The following is a 16,683-nucleotide window of genomic DNA, read 5'->3' as shown; positions in this document are numbered from 1 at the left end:
ACCGGAACGCACCGGTCCGGGCTCCCCCGGCGTCCTTGTGTTCGACACCCCCGGACGGTTCCCGTTCGCACCCGTAGGGCACGATCAACTACCGGGTCCCTCTTCCGGCGTGCCCGTGCCGGGAAGTGCCGGGAGTGTCGGATTCGTACGGCAGACTTGGTACGAAGACCGAGGCGAAGGATGGGTATGCCGATCACACCTGCCACCGCGACGCACAGCACGTCGAAGGGCACAACGGACGCGATTTTGCTTGAACTCGTCGACGAGAAGGGTGTGACCATCGGGACCGCGGAGAAGCTGGCCGCGCATCAGCCACCCGGGCAGCTGCACCGGGCGTTCTCGGTCTTCCTCTTCGACGAACAGGGCAGACTCCTGCTCCAGCAGCGCGCGCTCGGCAAGTACCACTCCCCCGGTGTGTGGTCCAACACCTGCTGCGGCCACCCCTACCCCGGTGAGGCCCCCTTCGCGGCGGCGGCCCGCCGCACCTTCGAGGAGCTCGGGGTCTCCCCGTCCCTGCTCGGCGAGGCGGGCACGGTCCGCTACAACCACCCGGACCCGGCCTCCGGACTGGTCGAGCAGGAGTTCAACCACCTTTTCGTCGGCATGGTGCAGGCGCCGCTCTCGCCGGACCCGGACGAGGTCGGGGAGACCGCCTTCGTGACGGCCGCCGAGCTGACCGAGCGGCACGCCCGGGACCCCTTCTCGTCGTGGTTCATGACCGTGCTGGACGCGGCCCGTCCGGCGGTCAGGGAACTGACGGGCCCCTCCGCGGGTTGGTGAGCGGCCTCACGGCAGCGACGCGGGTTTGAGCGGCAGGGCGGCCCAGATCACCTTGCCGCCGCTCGACGTGTGCTCCACGTCCACGACCCCGCCCGCCTCCCTGGCCACCTCCCGCACCAGCAGCAGCCCGCGGCCACCGGTCTGGCCGTGATCGGCCTCCAGGGCGGTCGGGCGGTAGGGGTGGTTGTCCTCCACCGACACCCGCACCCACTCGGCGCCGACGGCGACCTCGACGGCGAGCACCGGCGACAGCAGCGCCGCGTGCTTGACCGCGTTGGTGACCAGCTCGGAGACGATCAGCAGCAGCCCGTACACCAGGTCCTCCGAGACCGGGACGCCCTGGCGCTGCAGCAGGTCCCGTACGGCGCGCCGCGCCTGCGGGACCGAGGCGTCCACGGCGGCGGCGGTGAACCGCCAGACTCCTTCGTACGGCAGCGGATCCGGCAGCGGAGCACCGCCTCCCTCTGGACGCGGGTCATGCCCGCGCCCGTGGTTCTCCATGGTCCGGTCGCCACCCTCGCGCTCGATTGTCACCACACCACGAGTGTTGGCAACGACCCCCTCCGCACCGGATGACTGAACACAAGTCAGCAACTATCGAACGGTTCTGACCATCGACGCATGACAAGGTCGGTTGTGAGACCGCTCCTGTTCCACGAAAGCCGACTTCGCGCACTATTACGGTTGTACTGCAACACCTGGGGCAGGGCCGCGTCGATCCCCGCCTCCGTCACGCCGATAACATCCCGGCCATGGAGCCCCACCTCTCCCATCAGGTCACCGACGCCGTGGCCACGGTGGTCATCCACCACCCGGTCAAACGCAACGCGATGACCGCGGCGATGTGGCGAGCCCTGCCGCCCCTCCTGGACGAGCTGTCGGCCGACCCGGGCGTCCGGGTCCTCGTGCTGACCGGCGAGGGCGGAACCTTCTGCGCCGGTGCCGACATCTCCACCCTCCAGGGCTCCCCCGCCGAGGCACAGTCCCTCGCCTGCGCCGCCGAGGAGGCGCTCGCCGCGTTCCCCAAGCCGACCCTCGCCGCGGTCCGGGGCCACTGCGTCGGCGGCGGCTCGCAGCTCGCCGCCGCCTGCGACCTCCGGTTCGCCGCGGAGGGCGCCCTCTTCGGCGTGACCCCGGCCAAGCTCGGGATCGTCTACCCGGCCTCCTCCACCCGCCGCCTGGTCTCCCTGGTCGGCCCCGCCACCACCAAGTACCTGCTGTACTCCGGCGAGTTGATCGGCACGGAGCGGGCGTTGCGCACCGGCCTGGTCGACGAGGTGCTGCCCGAGGGCGAACTGGAGGGGCGGGTCGCCGAGTTCACCCGGATCCTGGTCGCGCGCTCCCAGCTGACGCAGGCGGCGGCGAAGGAGTTCGCGAGCGGCCGCACCGACCGCGACGGCCACTGGACGGAGCAGGCGCGCGGCAGCGGCGACACCGCCGAGGGCGTCGCCGCGTTCCTGGAGCGCCGTCAGCCGCGGTTCAGCTGGGCTGTCCCTGGCCGAGGATGAACCGGCTCCTCGAGCGGAGCAGCTCGACGACCTCGGCGGGCGCCTTCTGCGGGGAACCCGCGTCGTAGGGCGGCTGCGGGTCGTACTCGATCCCGAGCTGCACGGCCTGGGCGACGGCGTCTCCGGCGATACGGCCGAGCAGGGCGAGCCCCATGTCGATGCCGGAGGAGACGCCGGCCGCGGTGACGTACTTGCCGTCGGTGACGACCCGCTCCCCCGTCGGCTCGGCGCCGAACGTCCGCAACTCGTCGAGAGCCAGCCAGTGCGAGGTCGCGCGGCGCCCGTCGAGCAGACCGGCGGCGGCGAGCAGCAGGGAACCGGTGCACACGGAGGTGGTCCAGGTGCTGGTGGCGTCGGCGGTGCGGATCCAGTCGAGGAGCGCCCGGTTCCCCATCTGCGGGGTCTGGCCGGGGCCGCCCGGGACGACCAGGACATCGGGGCGGGGCACCTCGGCGCAGGTCTTCTCGGCGACCAGGGCGAGGTTCCCGTTGTCGGTGCGGACGGGACCGGCTCGCTCGGCGACGAAGACGACCTCGGAGTCCGGGAGCCGGCCCAGGGTCTCGTACGGCCCCACCGCGTCGAGGGCGGTGAAACGCTCGTAGAGGACGATCGCGATCTGCATGGCTCTCCTAATCGGGTCAACCGACGGGTGCCGGCCGGAATCTGCGCCGGTATTCGGCGGGTGTCGTGCCGAGGGCCTTGAGGAAGGCGCGGCGCATCGCCTCGGGCGTGCCGTAGCCGCTGGCCCGGGAGACCTCCTCGACGCCGTCGCCGGTGTCCTCCAGGAGCCGGCGGGCGTGTTCCAGCCGTACCCGGTCGACGTACCGGCCGGGCGTCATGCCGGTCTCGGCCTGGAAGGCGCGGGCGAAGTGGCGGGGCGAGAGGGCGGCGCGGGCGGCCAGCGCCTCGACACCGAGCTCGCCGTCCGGATGCTCACTGATCCACCGCTGGACCTCCCGCAGCGGTTCACGCTGTGCGGTCTGGGCGGCGAGCTGCACGCTGAACTGGGCCTGGTTGCCGGGCCTGCGCAGGAACACCACCAGGTGCCGGGCGACGGTGAGCGCCACGTCCCGGCCCAGGTCCTCCTCGACGAGGGCGAGCGCCAGGTCGATGCCGGAGGTGACGCCGGCCGAGGTGGCGACCCGGCCGTCCCGGACGTAGATGGGGTCGGGGTCGACGTCGACGGCCGGATGGTCGCGGGCCAGCTTGTCGCAGTACGCCCAGTGGGTGGTGACCCGGTGGCCGTCCAGGAGTCCGGCCGCGGCGAGCAGGACGGCGCCGGTGCAGACGGAGACGAGCCGTCCGGTGCGCGGCCCGTATTCGTGCAGCCAGTCGACCAGGGCCGGGTCGTGGCGCCGGGTGCCCTGTCCGCCGGGCACGAGGAGCGTGTGCGGCTCGGACGCCTCGGCCAGGGCCGTGTCCGGTACGACGGTCAGCCCGCTGGAGGTGCGCACGGGCGCGCCGTCCAGGGAGGCCGTACGGATGCGGTAGCTGCCCGGAGTCTGGGCCTCGGCGCCCATGAAGACCTCCACGGGGCCGGTGACGTCGAGGCTCTGGACACCGTCGAAGAGGACGACGAGAACGGTTCGCTGCGTCATGTCATCGATTCTTCGCGGGCGCGGCGATGGCCGCAATGACGAACTTCCCACCTTTTCCGCCATGGAGCACCGAACACTTCGGCGTCGGGTCGGACAGGACACTGGAGTCCGTACCGACCAGTCGGTAACGTGCTCGCCATGACCACTGCCGTCCTGGAGCCGCGCGCCGGCCGCCGCTGCCACACCCTGCTCAACTCCCTGCACGCGACCCACTTCTTCAGCCCCGAGCTGGCCGAAGAACTGGCCGCACTCGGGGTCACCCACCCGCGGGCCGTCAACTTCGCGGTGCGGGCCGCCGCGTTGGGGCCGGTCGGGCCCGGCACGGTGACGGCCACGTTCTACAACTACAAGTACGAACTGGTGGCCCGGCACGTCCCGGCCGTCTGGGAGATCGCGTCGCCCGGCGACGTCCTCGCCGCACGCGCGCGTGCCGTCGACGCCTCCCTGCGGCGGCTGCTCGGCGCGGACGCGGTGGCCTCCGACGAGATGGCCGAGGCCGCGCGGCTGGCGCTGCGCGCCACCGAGGCCTGCTCCCGCCCCGGCCGCCCGCTGTACGCGGCGCACGCGGACCTGCCGGTGCCCGAGGAGCCCCACCTCGCCTACTGGCACGCGACCACGCTGCTGCGCGAGCACCGCGGCGACGGGCACCTCGCGGTACTCGTCGCGGCCGGTCTCGACGGGCTGGAGGCGGTGGTGACCCACACCGCGACCGGCAAGGGCATGAACCCCAAGTGGGTGCTCGCCACGCGGGGCTGGAGCCAGGACGACTGGGACGCGACGGTGGCACGGCTGCGGGAGCGCGGGCTGCTCGACGCGGCGGGCGAGCTGACCGAGGCCGGAGCGGCCCTGCGGGCGGAGATCGAGACGGAGACCGACCGGCTGGACCGGGCGCCGTACGAGCATCTGGGGGCCGGCGGGGTGGCCCGGCTGACCGAGCTGGCGAAGGGGTTCGCGGGAGCGGCCCTCGCCGCGGGCGCCTTTCCGGCGGATCTGGTCGGCAAGGGGTGAAAGCGGTCGGCTGAGCGCCCGCGCGGCGACTTCGTGTCGCGGAAGGGTGCCCTGGGCCCCGGTTGTCGGTGTCACCTGCCACAATTGCCGCGCAACCTCAGTGGAGAAGGCGGTACGGGATCGTGACGACACCCGGGTCCCTGGTTCCAGGGTCCATCGAAGGCAGGATCGCCGAGGAGCTCGGCGTACGGGAGCGGCAGGTCAAGGCTGCCGTGGAGTTGCTCGACGGCGGTTCGACGGTGCCCTTCATCGCCCGCTACCGCAAGGAAGCGACCGAGATGCTCGACGACGCGCAGCTGCGCACGCTCGAGGAGCGGCTGCGCTATCTGCGGGAGCTGGAGGAGCGCCGGACGGCGATCCTGGAGTCGGTGCGCGAGCAGGGCAAGCTCACCGAGGAGCTGGAGGCGCAGATCCGGGGCGCCGAGACCAAGGCGCGGCTGGAGGACATCTACCTGCCGTACAAGCCGAAGCGGCGGACCAAGGCGCAGATCGCGCGGGAGGCCGGCCTGGAGCCGCTGGCCGAGGGGCTGCTCGGCGACGCGACGGTGGATCCGGCGGCCGCGGCCGCCGCGTTCGTGGACGCCGACAAGGGCGTCGCCGATCCGCAGGCCGCCCTGGAGGGTGCCCGCGCGATCCTCACCGAGCGGTTCTCGGAGGACGCCGACCTCATCGGTGAGCTGCGCGAGCGCATGTGGGTGCGCGGCCGGCTCGCCGCGAAGGTACGGGACGGCAAGGAGGAGGCGGGCGCCAAGTTCGCCGACTACTTCGACTTCGCCGAGCCGTTCACCGAGCTGCCCTCGCACCGCATCCTGGCGATGCTGCGCGGCGAGAAGGAAGAGGTCCTCGACCTCGTCCTGGAGCCGGAGGAGCCGGTCGAGGGGCCGTCGTCGTACGAAGGCATCGTCGCCCACAGGTTCGGGATCACCGACCGGGGCCGGCCGGCCGACAAGTGGCTGACCGACACGGTCCGCTGGGCCTGGCGCACCCGCCTCCTCGTCCACCTCGGCATCGATCTGCGGCTGCGGCTGCGTACGGCGGCCGAGGACGAGGCGGTCGACGTCTTCGCGGCGAACCTGCGCGACCTGCTGCTCGCCGCCCCGGCCGGCACGCGCGCGACGCTGGGCCTGGACCCCGGCTTCCGTACCGGCGTGAAGGTCGCCGTCGTCGACGCGACCGGCAAGGTCGTCGCCACCGACGTCATCTACCCGCACGTCCCGGCCAACAAGTGGGACGAGGCGATCGCCAAGCTCGCCCGCCTCGCCAAGGAGCACGCGGTCGACCTGATCGCGATCGGCAACGGCACGGCCTCCCGCGAGACCGACAAGCTCGCCGGTGAACTCATCACCAAGCACCCGGAGCTGAAGCTCACCAAGGTGATGGTGTCCGAGGCGGGCGCGTCCGTGTACTCGGCGTCCGCGTTCGCCTCCCAGGAGCTGCCGGACATGGACGTGTCGCTGCGCGGCGCCGTCTCCATCGCCCGCCGGCTCCAGGACCCGCTCGCCGAGCTGGTGAAGATCGACCCGAAGTCGATCGGTGTCGGCCAGTACCAGCACGACCTGTCCGAGGTGAAGCTGTCGCGCTCGCTGGACGCGGTGGTCGAGGACTGTGTGAACGGCGTGGGCGTCGACGTGAACACGGCGTCGGCCCCGCTCCTGTCCCGGGTCTCCGGCATCACCTCCGGGCTCGCCGAGAACATCGTGGCCCACCGGGACACCAACGGCCCGTTCACCTCCCGCGGCCAGCTGAAGAACGTGGCACGGCTCGGCCCGAAGGCGTACGAGCAGTGCGCGGGCTTCCTGCGCATCCGCGGCGGTGACGACCCGCTGGACGCGTCGAGCGTCCACCCCGAGGCGTACCCGGTGGTACGGCGGATGGTGAAGGAGTCGCACCAGGAGGTGGCCGCGCTCATCGGCAACACGGGCGTGCTGCGCTCGCTGAGGCCGGGTGACTTCGTGGACGAGAAGTTCGGTCTGCCGACCGTCACCGACATCCTCAAGGAGCTGGAGAAGCCGGGGCGCGACCCGCGTCCGGCCTTCAAGACGGCCACGTTCAAGGAGGGCGTCGAGAAGATCTCCGACCTGTCCTCCGGAATGGTCCTGGAGGGGGTCGTCACGAACGTGGCGGCGTTCGGCGCGTTCATCGACGTCGGCGTCCACCAGGACGGTCTGGCGCATGTCTCGGCGCTGTCGAAGACCTTCGTCAAGGACCCGCGGGACGTGGTGAAGCCGGGCGACATCGTCAAGGTGAAGGTCCTCGACGTGGACGTCCCGCGCAAGCGGATCTCGCTGACGCTGCGGCTGGACGACGAGGCGGCGCCGCAGGGCGGCGGCGGCCGGCAGGGCGAGGGCGGCGAACGGCGCCAGCGCGGCGGGCGTCCGCCGCAGCAGCGGCAGCAGGGCGGCGGGCGTGGCGGCCAGGGCCAGGGTCAGGGCGGCGGTGCGCGGCAGGCGCCGGCGCCGGCCAACAGTGCGATGGCTGACGCGTTGCGCCGGGCCGGGTTGCTGGACGGCGGGAAGAAGGGGAAGCGCTGACCTTCCCCTCCGGGGGTCGTGGGGACCTGCGGGTCCGTTGTGGCTGGTCGCACAGTTCCCCGCGCCCCTGAGGGGCGCGTCACACGTAGCCGCGCCGTTGGACGAAGCCGAGGGCGAGGCCGCCCAGTGGGACGTTGAGCCAGAACGTGAGCAGCCGGTAGACCAGGACCGCCGAGGTGGCCGGGCCGGCCGGCACGCCGAGCGCGGTCAGGCCCGCGATGAGGCCCGCTTCGAGCGCACCGAGCCCGCCGGGGACCGGGGCCGCGTTGGCGAGCAGGCGGGCCGCCATGTAGGCGGCGCCGAGCTGGACGAAGGGCAGGTCACCGCCGAGCGCGTGGAGGCTGAGGGCGAGTCCGACGACCTGGACGAGCGGCAGGCCGAACATGCCGACGACGCCGAGGGCGAGTTTCGCGGGATCGGCGGCGATCCCGGTCAGCGTCGATCCGGCCGCGCGCAGGAACGGCCAGACCTTCTCGCGCAGGAAGCGGCGGCCCGGCGGGGTGACGCCGAGCAGCCCTCCGGCGGCCAGCACCACGGCGATCACGGGCAGGGCGTACGACCCGGCGGGCAGTTCCAGGTGCACCCCGCCGTGGCGCTGTCCGGCGGCGGCGAAGAACACGGTGGCGACCACGACGTTGGAGACCGCGCCGGCCAGACTCTGCAGCCCGACGGAGGCCGTCGCCGCGCCGGTCTCGATCCCCGTCTTCTGCAGGAAGCGCAGGTTCAGCGCCATGCCGCCGACATTGCCGGGGGTGATCCGGTTCAGGAAGGAGCTGGCGAACTGCACCTGGTACGTGGCCCGGAACGGCAGCCGCCCGGGGATGGTGCCGAGTTGCAGACAGGTCGAGAAGGCCTGGGAGACGAAGGTGACGGGGACGACCGCGAGCAGCCACCACCAGTTCGCGTCACGCAGCGCGTGGACCGCGGCCGGGGCGTTGGCGAGCTGCGGCAGCACGAGATGGAGTACCAGGAACGCGCCGGCCAGGCCCAGGACGCTCTGCCAGGTGAACCGGGCGAGCCGGGCCGGCTTGGCGGCCGGGGCGTCGCATGCCGTGCGTACCTCGGCGGCGAGGTCGTGCATCAGGTTCGGCCGTCCGCCGGGGCGCAGGGTGCGGCGCCGGGCGCCTGCCGCGGCTTCCCGGGCGCGAGCCTGGTCGTAGCGGGCCACCTCGCGGCGCGCGGGACCGATCAGGGCGAGCGGTTGCAGATACGGCAGCGCGCTCGTCAGCCGTTCCCGGCCGAGGCCGGCCAGTGCGCACGCCGTGGCGCGGACCGGTCCGACGCGTACGGCGGTGGTGGCGAGCAGTTCCGCGACATCGCTGCCCAGCGTCTCGGGCGGCGCGTTCAGCTGCGCCCGCGCGAACGCGGTGAGCCGGGGCCCGCCGTCCGGTTCGACGAGGATGTGCTGGAGGCGCAGCGCCCGGTGCGCCAGGCGGTGTTCCTGGATGCGGGCCACGGCCGCCCACACCCCGCCGAGCAGCGTGTCGGTCAGTTCCTCGGCGGGGAGCGCGGACAGCGGCCGGGCGTCCTGCCCGACGGTCACCACGACCGCCCCGCCGCCGGTCACCGGGTAGGCGATGACCGGTTCGGCGACCCGGGCACCGGTGCGGGCGGCGAAGACCAGCATGAGCAGTTCGTGCTCGGCGGCGCCGAGCGGTGTCTGCTCGCCGGGGTCGGCCGGGTGCCGCAGCAGGGTGCGCCGGGCGAGCCGGTGGAACAGGTCGCGGTTGCGGTCCTCGGCGGCGAGGGCGCGTACGGTCAGCCGCGCGCCCTCGGTGGTCTCCGCGTCGTAGAGGAGGCCCTCACCGGGGAGTTGACGGTCCGCCGGGAGTTCGTGGAGGGCGGCGAGCGGGATCCCGCAGGCGACGAGGGCGTCGGCGACGGCCTGGGCCGGCGGGCGGTCGGCCGGGCCGCCGGCGAGCAGCAGGACGGCCGATCCCGCGGTGCCGCCGACGACGAGCGCCCCGAACGCGTCCAGCGGGACGAGCGAGGCCGCCAGCACACCGAGCGCGGCGCACCCGACGGTCAGGGCCCACAACGCCCGCCGCCACGGCCGTGCCAGCCAGGGGCCCGCGGCGACGACCGCCGAGGCGCAGGCCGCCAGGTACACGGCCGACGGCCAGCCCGCGTGCAGCAGTCCACCGCGGCCGACGAGCACCTCCGGCCATGACTCGGGTCTGCTCTCGGCCAGCGCGACCCGGGTGAGCGCCCAGCCGACGGCCGCGCCCAGGGCCGCGGCGGGCAGCACCCTGGACACCGCGTCGAACCGCCGCCGTACGACGAGGACGACCAGGGCCGCCAGTGGCGCGAGCATGGCGATCACCTGAAGGGTGCCGACCAGTCCGTCGCGCAGGTCCGGCGGCAGCGCGGTGGCCGCGGAGAGCAGGCCCTGCTGCGCCCGGCGGGCGAAGTCGCGGGTGGCGACCGCCAGCAGCACCGTCGCCGCGAGGGCGGCCAGGGAGACCAGCAGCCGCAGCAGGTCGGCGGCGCGGCGCACGTCGCGCGGCGGCCGGGCGTGGACGACGGGTGCCGCCGCGCCGTCCTCGGCCGCGCCCACGATGTCCGAGGACAGGAGGATGCCGTGCCGGTCGGTCATGTCCCGCCGCCGGCGGGGAGGCGAGGACGGCCCATGCGCGGACTCCTTCGGGCACAGGTCCGGCTCGCCCGGACGCCCGCCCATGGTTCCATGCGGCCGCGGTCCGCGCTTCGGTCAGATGACTGTACGCAGACACAGTTGTCCCGACGGTTCAGGTGCCCGCGGGCGGCCCGGCGGTGCCGTTCATCCGGGCGCGGTTCTCCGCGAGCAGTTCCTGGACGCGCCGTTCGACCTCCACGGGGTCGACGCCGAGTGCACGGCCCATGTGGATGGACCACACCTCCGAGCGGACGTTCGTCTCGAAGTCCAGGTCGGCCCGGACGTTCTCGCGGGCGGCCTGGCGGTTCTGGCTCACCATCACGAAGGTGGAGAGGAAGATCGCCTCCAGGCTGACGATCATGGTGAGCAGTCCGAAGGGGAACGGGTCCCAGATCGCGTCGTCGCCGAACACGCCCTCGTTGCAGACGATCCAGACCGCGAACCACAGCGCGTGCAGATAGACGAACGTCATGGTTCCGGCGAAGGCGGTGATGGCGTCCGCGATCCGGTCCTGGGTTCCGCGCATCCGCGCGACGACGTCCTGTTCGTGCACGATGCGGACTGACGGCCGTTTCGGCGATGCGCTCATGGGCTTCTCCCTGCCTGGTGATCCGCGTCGGGTCGCAGCGTACGGGGAGGGCGGCGAGAGCGCGGCAGGGAGTGCCGGGTTCGGTTGAGCGGCGGGTGCGGGTCGGTTGTCAGCGTTCCGACACTTTGCCCGCCTCGACCTCCAGGCGGCGGGTCACCCGGATCGCGTCCAGCATGCGGCGGTCGTGGGTGACCAGGAGGAGCGTGCCCTCGTAGGTGTCGAGGGCGGACTCCAGTTGTTCGATCGCGGGCAGGTCGAGGTGGTTCGTCGGCTCGTCCAGGACGAGGAGGTTGACGCCCCGGCCCTGGAGCAGCGCCAGCGCCGCACGGGTCCGCTCTCCCGGTGACAACGTCGCCGCGGAGCGCAGGACGTGGTCCTGCTTGAGGCCGAACTTGGCGAGCAGGGTGCGGACTTCGACCGGCTCGGTGTCCGGGACGGCCGCGCAGAAGGCGTCCAGCAGGGCCTCGGTGCCGTGGAAGAGCTTGCGTGCCTGGTCGACCTCGCCGACGACGACTCCGGAGCCGAGCGCGGCGTGCCCCGCGTCCAGCGGCACCCGGCCCAGCAGGGCGGCCAGGAGCGTCGACTTGCCGGCCCCGTTCGCGCCGGTCACCGCGACCCGGTCGGCCCAGTCGATCTGCAGGGAGACCGGCCCGAAGGTGAAGTCACCACGCCGTACTTCCGCGTCCCGCAGGGTGGCCACCACGGCGCCGGAGCGCGGGGCCGCCGCGATCTCCATGCGCAGTTCCCACTCCTTGCGCGGCTCCTCGACGACGTCGAGGCGTTCGATCATGCGCTGGGTCTGGCGGGCCTTGGCGGCCTGCTTCTCGCTGGCCTCGCTGCGGAACTTGCGGCCGATCTTGTCGTTGTCGTTGCCCGACTTGCGCCGGGCGTTCTTGACGCCCTTGTCCATCCAGGAGCGCTGCATCTGGGCGCGGTCCTGGAGGGCGGCCTTCTTGTCGGCGTACTCCTCGTAGTCGTCGCGGGCGTGCCGGCGGGCCACGTCTCGTTCTTCCAGGTAGGCGTCGTAGCCGCCGCCGAAGAGGTTGATCCGGCCCTGGGCGAGGTCGAGTTCGAGGACCTTGGTGACCGTGCGGGTGAGGAACTCGCGGTCGTGGCTGACGACGACCGTGCCGGCGCGCAGGCCGGTCACGAAGCGTTCGAGCCGTTCCAGACCGTCCAGGTCGAGGTCGTTGGTCGGCTCGTCGAGCAGGAAGACGTCGTAGCGGGACAGGAGCAGGGAGGCGAGGCCCGCGCGGGCCGCCTGGCCGCCGGAGAGGGAGGTCATCGGCTGGTCGAGGTCGACGGCCAGGCCCAGGGAGTCGGCGACCTCCTCGGCCCGCTCCTCCAGGTCCGCGCCGCCGAGGCCGAGCCAGCGCTCCAGGGCGGTGGCGTACGCGTCGTCGGCGCCCGGCGCCCCGTCGACCAGGGCCTGGGTGGCCTCGTCCATCACGCGCTGTGCCTCGGCGACGCCGGTGCGGCGGGCCAGGAAGGCGCGCACGGTCTCGCCCGGCCGGCGCTCCGGCTCCTGGGGCAGGTGGCCGACGGCCGCGGTCGGCGGGGAGAGCCGCAGCTCGCCCTGCTCGGGCGCGGTGAGTCCGGCGAGCAGCCGGAGCAGCGTGGACTTGCCCGCGCCGTTGGCACCGACCAGACCGATCACGTCCCCGGGCGCGACGACGAGGTCGAGCCGGGAGAAGAGGGAGCGGTCGCCGTGCCCGGCGGCGAGGTTCTTGGCGACGAGGGTGGCAGTCATCAGAACGCCGATCCTAATGCGCCCGTGAGCACGCCCTCAGCCGCGTTTCGTTCCCCGGTCAGCGCGCGACGGCCTGCACCAGGACGCTCCCGGAGGTCCGGGCCACGACGTAGGACCCGTCCTTGGCCGCCTTGCCGTCGAGGGGGATGCGGTGGCTGCCCGGTTCCAGGACGCCGTCGAAGAGATCCTGGGAGTGCAGGCGGGAGAGCCGGTCCAGGCGGTACGCCGTGAGCCGGACCCGGCAGGGTGAGGTGACCTCGATGCCGGCCGCGCCGTCGGCGGCGATCAGGTGGGTCAGGCGGCGCTGTGGGAGCGGGCTGCGGTCGAGGGCGTGTTCGATCTGGGCGACGAGGAGGGGGACGATCGGGGCGAGCCCGTCGACGTAGGCGACCTCCACCCCGGCCCGGTCGAACGCCTTGCGTACGGCGGCCCGCTCGGTCTCGCCGACCGTGGGGCCGAAGGCCACGGCGCCGTAGCCGCGAAGCTCCTCGGCGGGGACGCCGTCGGCGTCGCGGGTGATGTCGGCGCCGATGCCGATGGTGCGCAGGGCCGCGGCCAGCTTGGCGAGGAGGGCGACGCGGGCGCCGATCAGCAGGACACGGCGGCCCGGCGGAGGGCCGGAGTCTTCGAGGAGGGCGCCGAGGGCCTCGCGGTACTCGGGGCCGGGGAAACGGAACGGGCCGATGCCGTGGTAGCCGTTGAGCTCCAGGTCGGCGTGTTCGCCGGTCTGCCAGGCGAAGTCCCGCCAGACGTAGTCCTCGCCGTCCCGCTCGATGACCGCGGTGACCGCGCCGCAGGCCAGGTCCTCGCACTCGGGGCAGCCGTAGATGATGTACCGGTCGTCGGGCAGCGGTGCGCCGGACTCCAGCAACAGGCTGCGGACCTGGGCGGTGAAGATCGCGGGCGGGATGTCGGAGGCGAGCGGGGAGACGGCGTCCAGGTCGGAGAGCTGGAACAGCAGCGGGGACCCGTCGACGACGAAGTCCACGAAGTCCCGGTGGACCTGGTAGCCGCCGTCGGCGCGGACGCCGCCGGCGCGCATCGCCGGGGCCAGGCCGAAGGTCGCGTATGCGGCAGACATGCTGTGAGTATCCCCAGAGCGGGACCATCTGAGCGCGGCATGACATATTCCGCTACCGTCCGGACATGGACCGTGAGCTGGGTGACGAAGTGATCGTGGTCGGTGGCGGAGTCGTCGGGCTGACCACGGCGGTGGTGCTGGCCGAGGGCGGGCGCCGGGTGCGGGTCTGGGCGCGGGAGAGCGGCGAGCGTACGACCTCGGCGGTCGCGGGGGCGCTGTGGTGGCCCTACCGTATCGAGCCGGAGCGGCTGGTCGGCGACTGGGCGCTCGAATCCCTCGCCGTGTACGAGGAACTGGCGGCGCGGCCGGAGGAGACGGGCGTACGCCTGGTCGAGGGCGTACACGACGGGCTGCGGCTGGACGCGCTGGGGCCGTGGGCGGCGCGGGTGCCGGGGCTGGCCGACACGGACGAAGGGCTCTCGGCGCGCCTGCCGCTGATCGACATGCCGGTCCATCTGGCCTGGCTGCGGGAGCGGTTGGGCAAGGCCGGCGGGACGGTCGAGGAGCGGGAGGTGGGCGGGCTCGGTGAGGTGCCGGCGGCGGTCGTGGTGAACTGCACCGGGCTCGGAGCTCGTTCGCTGGTCCCCGATCCGGCCGTGCGGCCGGTGCGCGGGCAGCTGGTCCTGGTGGAGAACCCGGGGATCAGCACCTGGTACGGAGCCGCCGAGGAGCCCGCAGGGGGACCTGAGGGCGGGTCCGAGGGGAGTGTCTCCACCTACTTCTTCCCGCAGCCCGGCGGGTTGCTGCTCGGGGGTACCGCACAGGAGGACGCCTGGTCCCTGGAGCCGGATCCGGAGATCGCGGCCGGGATCGTGGCGCGGTGTGCGGCGGTGCGGCCGGAGATCGCCGGAGCCCGCGTGCTGGGACACCGGGTGGGGCTGCGGCCGTACCGGGACGCGGTCCGGCTGGAGAGTGAACTCCTGCCGGACGGACGGGTGCTGGTGCACAACTACGGGCACGGCGGGGCCGGGGTCACGGTGGCCTGGGGGTGTGCCCGTCAGGCGGCCGGGCTGGTGGAGCCGGGCCCGGCCGCCTGAACGGTCAGCTCACCGGGACGCGCAGCGCCTTGTGCGGGGCGCGTACGCCGGTCAGGGCGCCCGCCTCGGGAGCGGTCCAGCGCGCGGAGGTCGCGCGGGCGAACGCCGTCGCTCCCCCGACGAGCGGGACACTGGCCGCGGTGCGGGACAGGTCCAGGGTGAGCGTCGGGGTGCTGGACGGCGGATCGATGAGGTCCTTGTCCGTGCCCGCGACGATCAGCGCCAGGCGGTGCCCCTTGGGTACGACATGGTCGGTGGCCGCCAGGTCGAGGGTGATCGTGTACTTCTTGCCCGGGGTGAGCGGGACGCCCTTGCCGGGGTCGGCGTAGGTGCCGAGGTCGGCCCAGCCGCGGCTGAAGACCGTGTAGTCGACGGCCTTGGTCTTGGCCGCGGTCTTCAGGAAGCAGGCGCTGTCACCCGCCGTGCTCTCGCCCCAGCAGGTGCGGTCGGTGAGGGTGGTGATGCCCTCGGCGGCGTCGGCGTAGTCCCGGACGGTGTCCGGGCCGAGGTCGACCAGGACGGCGGTCAGGTGGGCCGTCGAGGTGGTCGGGGCGGCGGTGACGGTGACCTTGGAGGAGCCGGACAGCCGCAGGTCGTGCGTGAGCGGCGCGGTGAGGAAACCGGCCTTGTCGGAGGTCGGGGTGGCGATCTGGGCCGCCCAGTCGGTCTCGCTCTGCTTCGGGTCGTCGGTGAACGTCTCGGTGCCGGAGCTCCGGCTCAGGCCGAGGGTGCCCACACCCGCCTGGGTACCGGCGGCGGGGCGCAGGGTGGTGGCCGCGGTGCCGCGCGGCGGCCAGACGGCGGAGGTCACCCACTGGTCGGGGTGGCGTTCGATATCGGCCATCGGGTCGCGGTCGATGCCGTTGTCGTAGCCGAGGAGTTCATGGTCGAACCAGCGGTGCAGGGTGTCGACCCAGGCGCCGCGCCGGTAGTCGAAGGGGTCGACGTGGCCGGTCTGGGAGAGCCAGATCTTACGCTCGACGCCGTTCTTGGCGAGCGCGTCCCACCACTGGCCGAAGTGCTTGGTGCGGACGTTGAGGTCCTGCATGCCGTGCACGAGGAAGACGCTCGCCTTCACCTTGGAGGCGTCCTTGACGTAGTCCCGTTCGGTCCACAGGCCGGTCCAGTCGCCGGTGCGCGGCGCGCCGTCGACGAGCTTCTGCTGGACGGCGGCGCACTTGGCGTAGGCCGCGTCGCTCTCCACCGCGCCGGCCAGCCAGTCGGGCCCGGAGTCGTAGAGCGGGGCGCCCTGGGCGAAGTAGTAGTCGTACCAGGAGGAGATGGCGCTGATCGGGACGATCGTCTTGAGACCCTTGACGCCGGTGGCGGCGACGCCGTTGGCGATGGTGCCGTCCCAGCTCTTGCCGATCATGCCGGTCTTCCCGTTGGTCCAGCTCGCCTTGACCGTGGTGGTGCCGGTACGGCTGCTGTAGGCCTTGGCACGGCCGTTCAGCCAGTCGACGACGGCCTTCGCGGACTGGATGTCCGAGCGGCCGCCGACGTCGACACAGCCGTCGGAACGGTTGGTGCCGGCCAGGTCGACGCCGACGACGGCGTAGCCGCGGGGCACGAAGAAGTTGTCGTAGAACAGCGGCATCCGGACGACGTTCCCGGCGGCGTCGTACGTCTTGAGCTGGCTCTCGTTGCCGCGTCCGCAGCAGGAGTAGTACGGGCTGGCGTCCATGATGACCGGCACCTTGCGGCCCTGCGCGGCGGGTTCGGCGGGCCGGACGATGTCGGCGGCGACCCGGTCGGTCTTCCCGTCGCCGTCGGAGTCGAGGCCGGTGTCCACCCAGACGGCCTCGCGGATGGCGTCGGCGTAGGAGTAGACCGGCCGGCTCTCGCGCGGGGCCGCTCCGGCCGCCTGGGCCGCGACCGGGCTGAGGAAGGCGGCCGTCAGGGCTGCGACGGCCGCGAGGACGAACGGTCTCCAGATCGTGAAGCGCGTGCGTTTCGGCATGCGGCGGACGCTACCCCGGGCAACTCCTGTACAGAAGAGAGCGCCTGAGGGACCGGCAGATCTGATTGCGGCCGAATGGCGATCGTGTGACAGCAGGGGCCGTGGACAGGCGAGGGGTCACAGGGACTCAATAGGCTCCGAACAGTTCCGTGCTCCATCGACTTGGCGTTCCCGTCCCGGTGTGGCGGGCGCGCCTCGGCCCCCTA

At 72.9% G+C, this 16,683-nt stretch carries 13 protein-coding genes; 5 read left to right on the top strand and 8 right to left on the bottom strand.

What is annotated here, in order from left to right:
- The first annotated feature begins 186 nt into the window (after positions 1 to 186).
- Positions 187 to 780: an isopentenyl-diphosphate Delta-isomerase gene (idi, locus tag ACFWXC_RS07865; RefSeq protein ID WP_384474732.1), complete on the top strand. Its 594-nt coding sequence runs from the start codon at positions 187 to 189 to the stop codon at positions 778 to 780.
- Positions 781 to 786: 6 nt separating this feature from the next.
- On the opposite strand, the gene ACFWXC_RS07860 is transcribed toward idi, so the two are convergent.
- Positions 787 to 1,281, bottom strand: coding sequence for an ATP-binding protein (locus tag ACFWXC_RS07860; RefSeq protein WP_384474893.1), 495 nt, complete (start codon positions 1,279 to 1,281; stop codon positions 787 to 789).
- Between the two features lie 251 nt (positions 1,282 to 1,532).
- Here ACFWXC_RS07860 and ACFWXC_RS07855 point away from each other — a divergent pair, with 251 nt between their 5' ends.
- Entirely contained in the window at positions 1,533 to 2,288 is a 756-nt protein-coding gene (locus ACFWXC_RS07855) for an enoyl-CoA hydratase/isomerase family protein (protein WP_384474729.1), read from the top strand.
- Here ACFWXC_RS07855 and ACFWXC_RS07850 read toward each other — a convergent pair.
- Both ACFWXC_RS07850 and ACFWXC_RS07845 read right to left on the bottom strand, forming a co-directional pair.
- On the bottom strand, positions 2,260 to 2,910 hold the full coding sequence (locus tag ACFWXC_RS07850) for a DJ-1/PfpI family protein (RefSeq protein ID WP_384474726.1): 651 nt from the start codon (positions 2,908 to 2,910) through the stop codon (positions 2,260 to 2,262). The genes ACFWXC_RS07855 and ACFWXC_RS07850 overlap by 29 nt on opposite strands.
- Before the next feature lie 16 nt (positions 2,911 to 2,926).
- The gene (locus tag ACFWXC_RS07845) at positions 2,927 to 3,886 is read right to left on the bottom strand and encodes a GlxA family transcriptional regulator (RefSeq protein ID WP_384474723.1); all 960 of its coding nucleotides are present in this window, start codon (positions 3,884 to 3,886) and stop codon (positions 2,927 to 2,929) included.
- A 138-nt stretch (positions 3,887 to 4,024) separates the two neighbouring features.
- Here ACFWXC_RS07845 and ACFWXC_RS07840 point away from each other — a divergent pair, with 138 nt between their 5' ends.
- The gene (locus tag ACFWXC_RS07840) at positions 4,025 to 4,894 is read left to right on the top strand and encodes a hypothetical protein (RefSeq protein WP_384474720.1); all 870 of its coding nucleotides are present in this window, start codon (positions 4,025 to 4,027) and stop codon (positions 4,892 to 4,894) included.
- A gap of 122 nt (positions 4,895 to 5,016) precedes the next feature.
- The gene (locus tag ACFWXC_RS07835; RefSeq protein ID WP_384474717.1) at positions 5,017 to 7,425 is read left to right on the top strand and encodes a Tex family protein; all 2,409 of its coding nucleotides are present in this window, start codon (positions 5,017 to 5,019) and stop codon (positions 7,423 to 7,425) included.
- 79 nt (positions 7,426 to 7,504) lie between these two features.
- Here ACFWXC_RS07835 and ACFWXC_RS07830 read toward each other — a convergent pair whose 3' ends face one another.
- From ACFWXC_RS07830 to ACFWXC_RS07815, 4 genes are all read right to left on the bottom strand, one after another.
- Entirely contained in the window at positions 7,505 to 10,105 is a 2,601-nt protein-coding gene (locus ACFWXC_RS07830) for a flippase-like domain-containing protein (protein ID WP_384474714.1), read from the bottom strand.
- Positions 10,106 to 10,172: 67 nt separating this feature from the next.
- Positions 10,173 to 10,649 carry a DUF1003 domain-containing protein gene (locus ACFWXC_RS07825; protein ID WP_384474711.1) on the bottom strand — a complete coding sequence of 159 codons (477 nt, stop codon included), beginning with the start codon at positions 10,647 to 10,649 and terminating at the stop codon, positions 10,173 to 10,175.
- 109 nt (positions 10,650 to 10,758) lie between these two features.
- On the bottom strand, positions 10,759 to 12,399 hold the full coding sequence (locus ACFWXC_RS07820) for an ABC-F family ATP-binding cassette domain-containing protein (RefSeq protein ID WP_384474708.1): 1,641 nt from the start codon (positions 12,397 to 12,399) through the stop codon (positions 10,759 to 10,761).
- Positions 12,400 to 12,457: 58 nt separating this feature from the next.
- Complete coding sequence (locus ACFWXC_RS07815) at positions 12,458 to 13,480, bottom strand: oxidoreductase (RefSeq protein WP_384474705.1); 1,023 nt, start codon at positions 13,478 to 13,480, stop codon at positions 12,458 to 12,460.
- A gap of 65 nt (positions 13,481 to 13,545) precedes the next feature.
- On the opposite strand from ACFWXC_RS07815, the gene ACFWXC_RS07810 reads away from it, so the two are divergent.
- Positions 13,546 to 14,517, top strand: coding sequence for an FAD-dependent oxidoreductase (locus tag ACFWXC_RS07810; RefSeq protein WP_384474702.1), 972 nt, complete (start codon positions 13,546 to 13,548; stop codon positions 14,515 to 14,517).
- Positions 14,518 to 14,521: 4 nt separating this feature from the next.
- On the opposite strand, the gene ACFWXC_RS07805 is transcribed toward ACFWXC_RS07810, so the two are convergent.
- Positions 14,522 to 16,477, bottom strand: coding sequence for a Xaa-Pro dipeptidyl-peptidase (locus ACFWXC_RS07805; protein WP_384474699.1), 1,956 nt, complete (start codon positions 16,475 to 16,477; stop codon positions 14,522 to 14,524).
- Positions 16,478 to 16,683: the final 206 nt, after the last annotated feature.

Origin of the sequence: Streptomyces sp. NPDC058683, assembly GCF_042716195.1 — a bacterium.
In the GTDB taxonomy this organism is placed as follows: Bacteria; Actinomycetota; Actinomycetes; order Streptomycetales; family Streptomycetaceae; genus Streptomyces.
The sequence above is the reverse complement of the archived record's forward strand: the minus strand, read 5'-3'. Positions and strand labels throughout refer to the sequence as shown.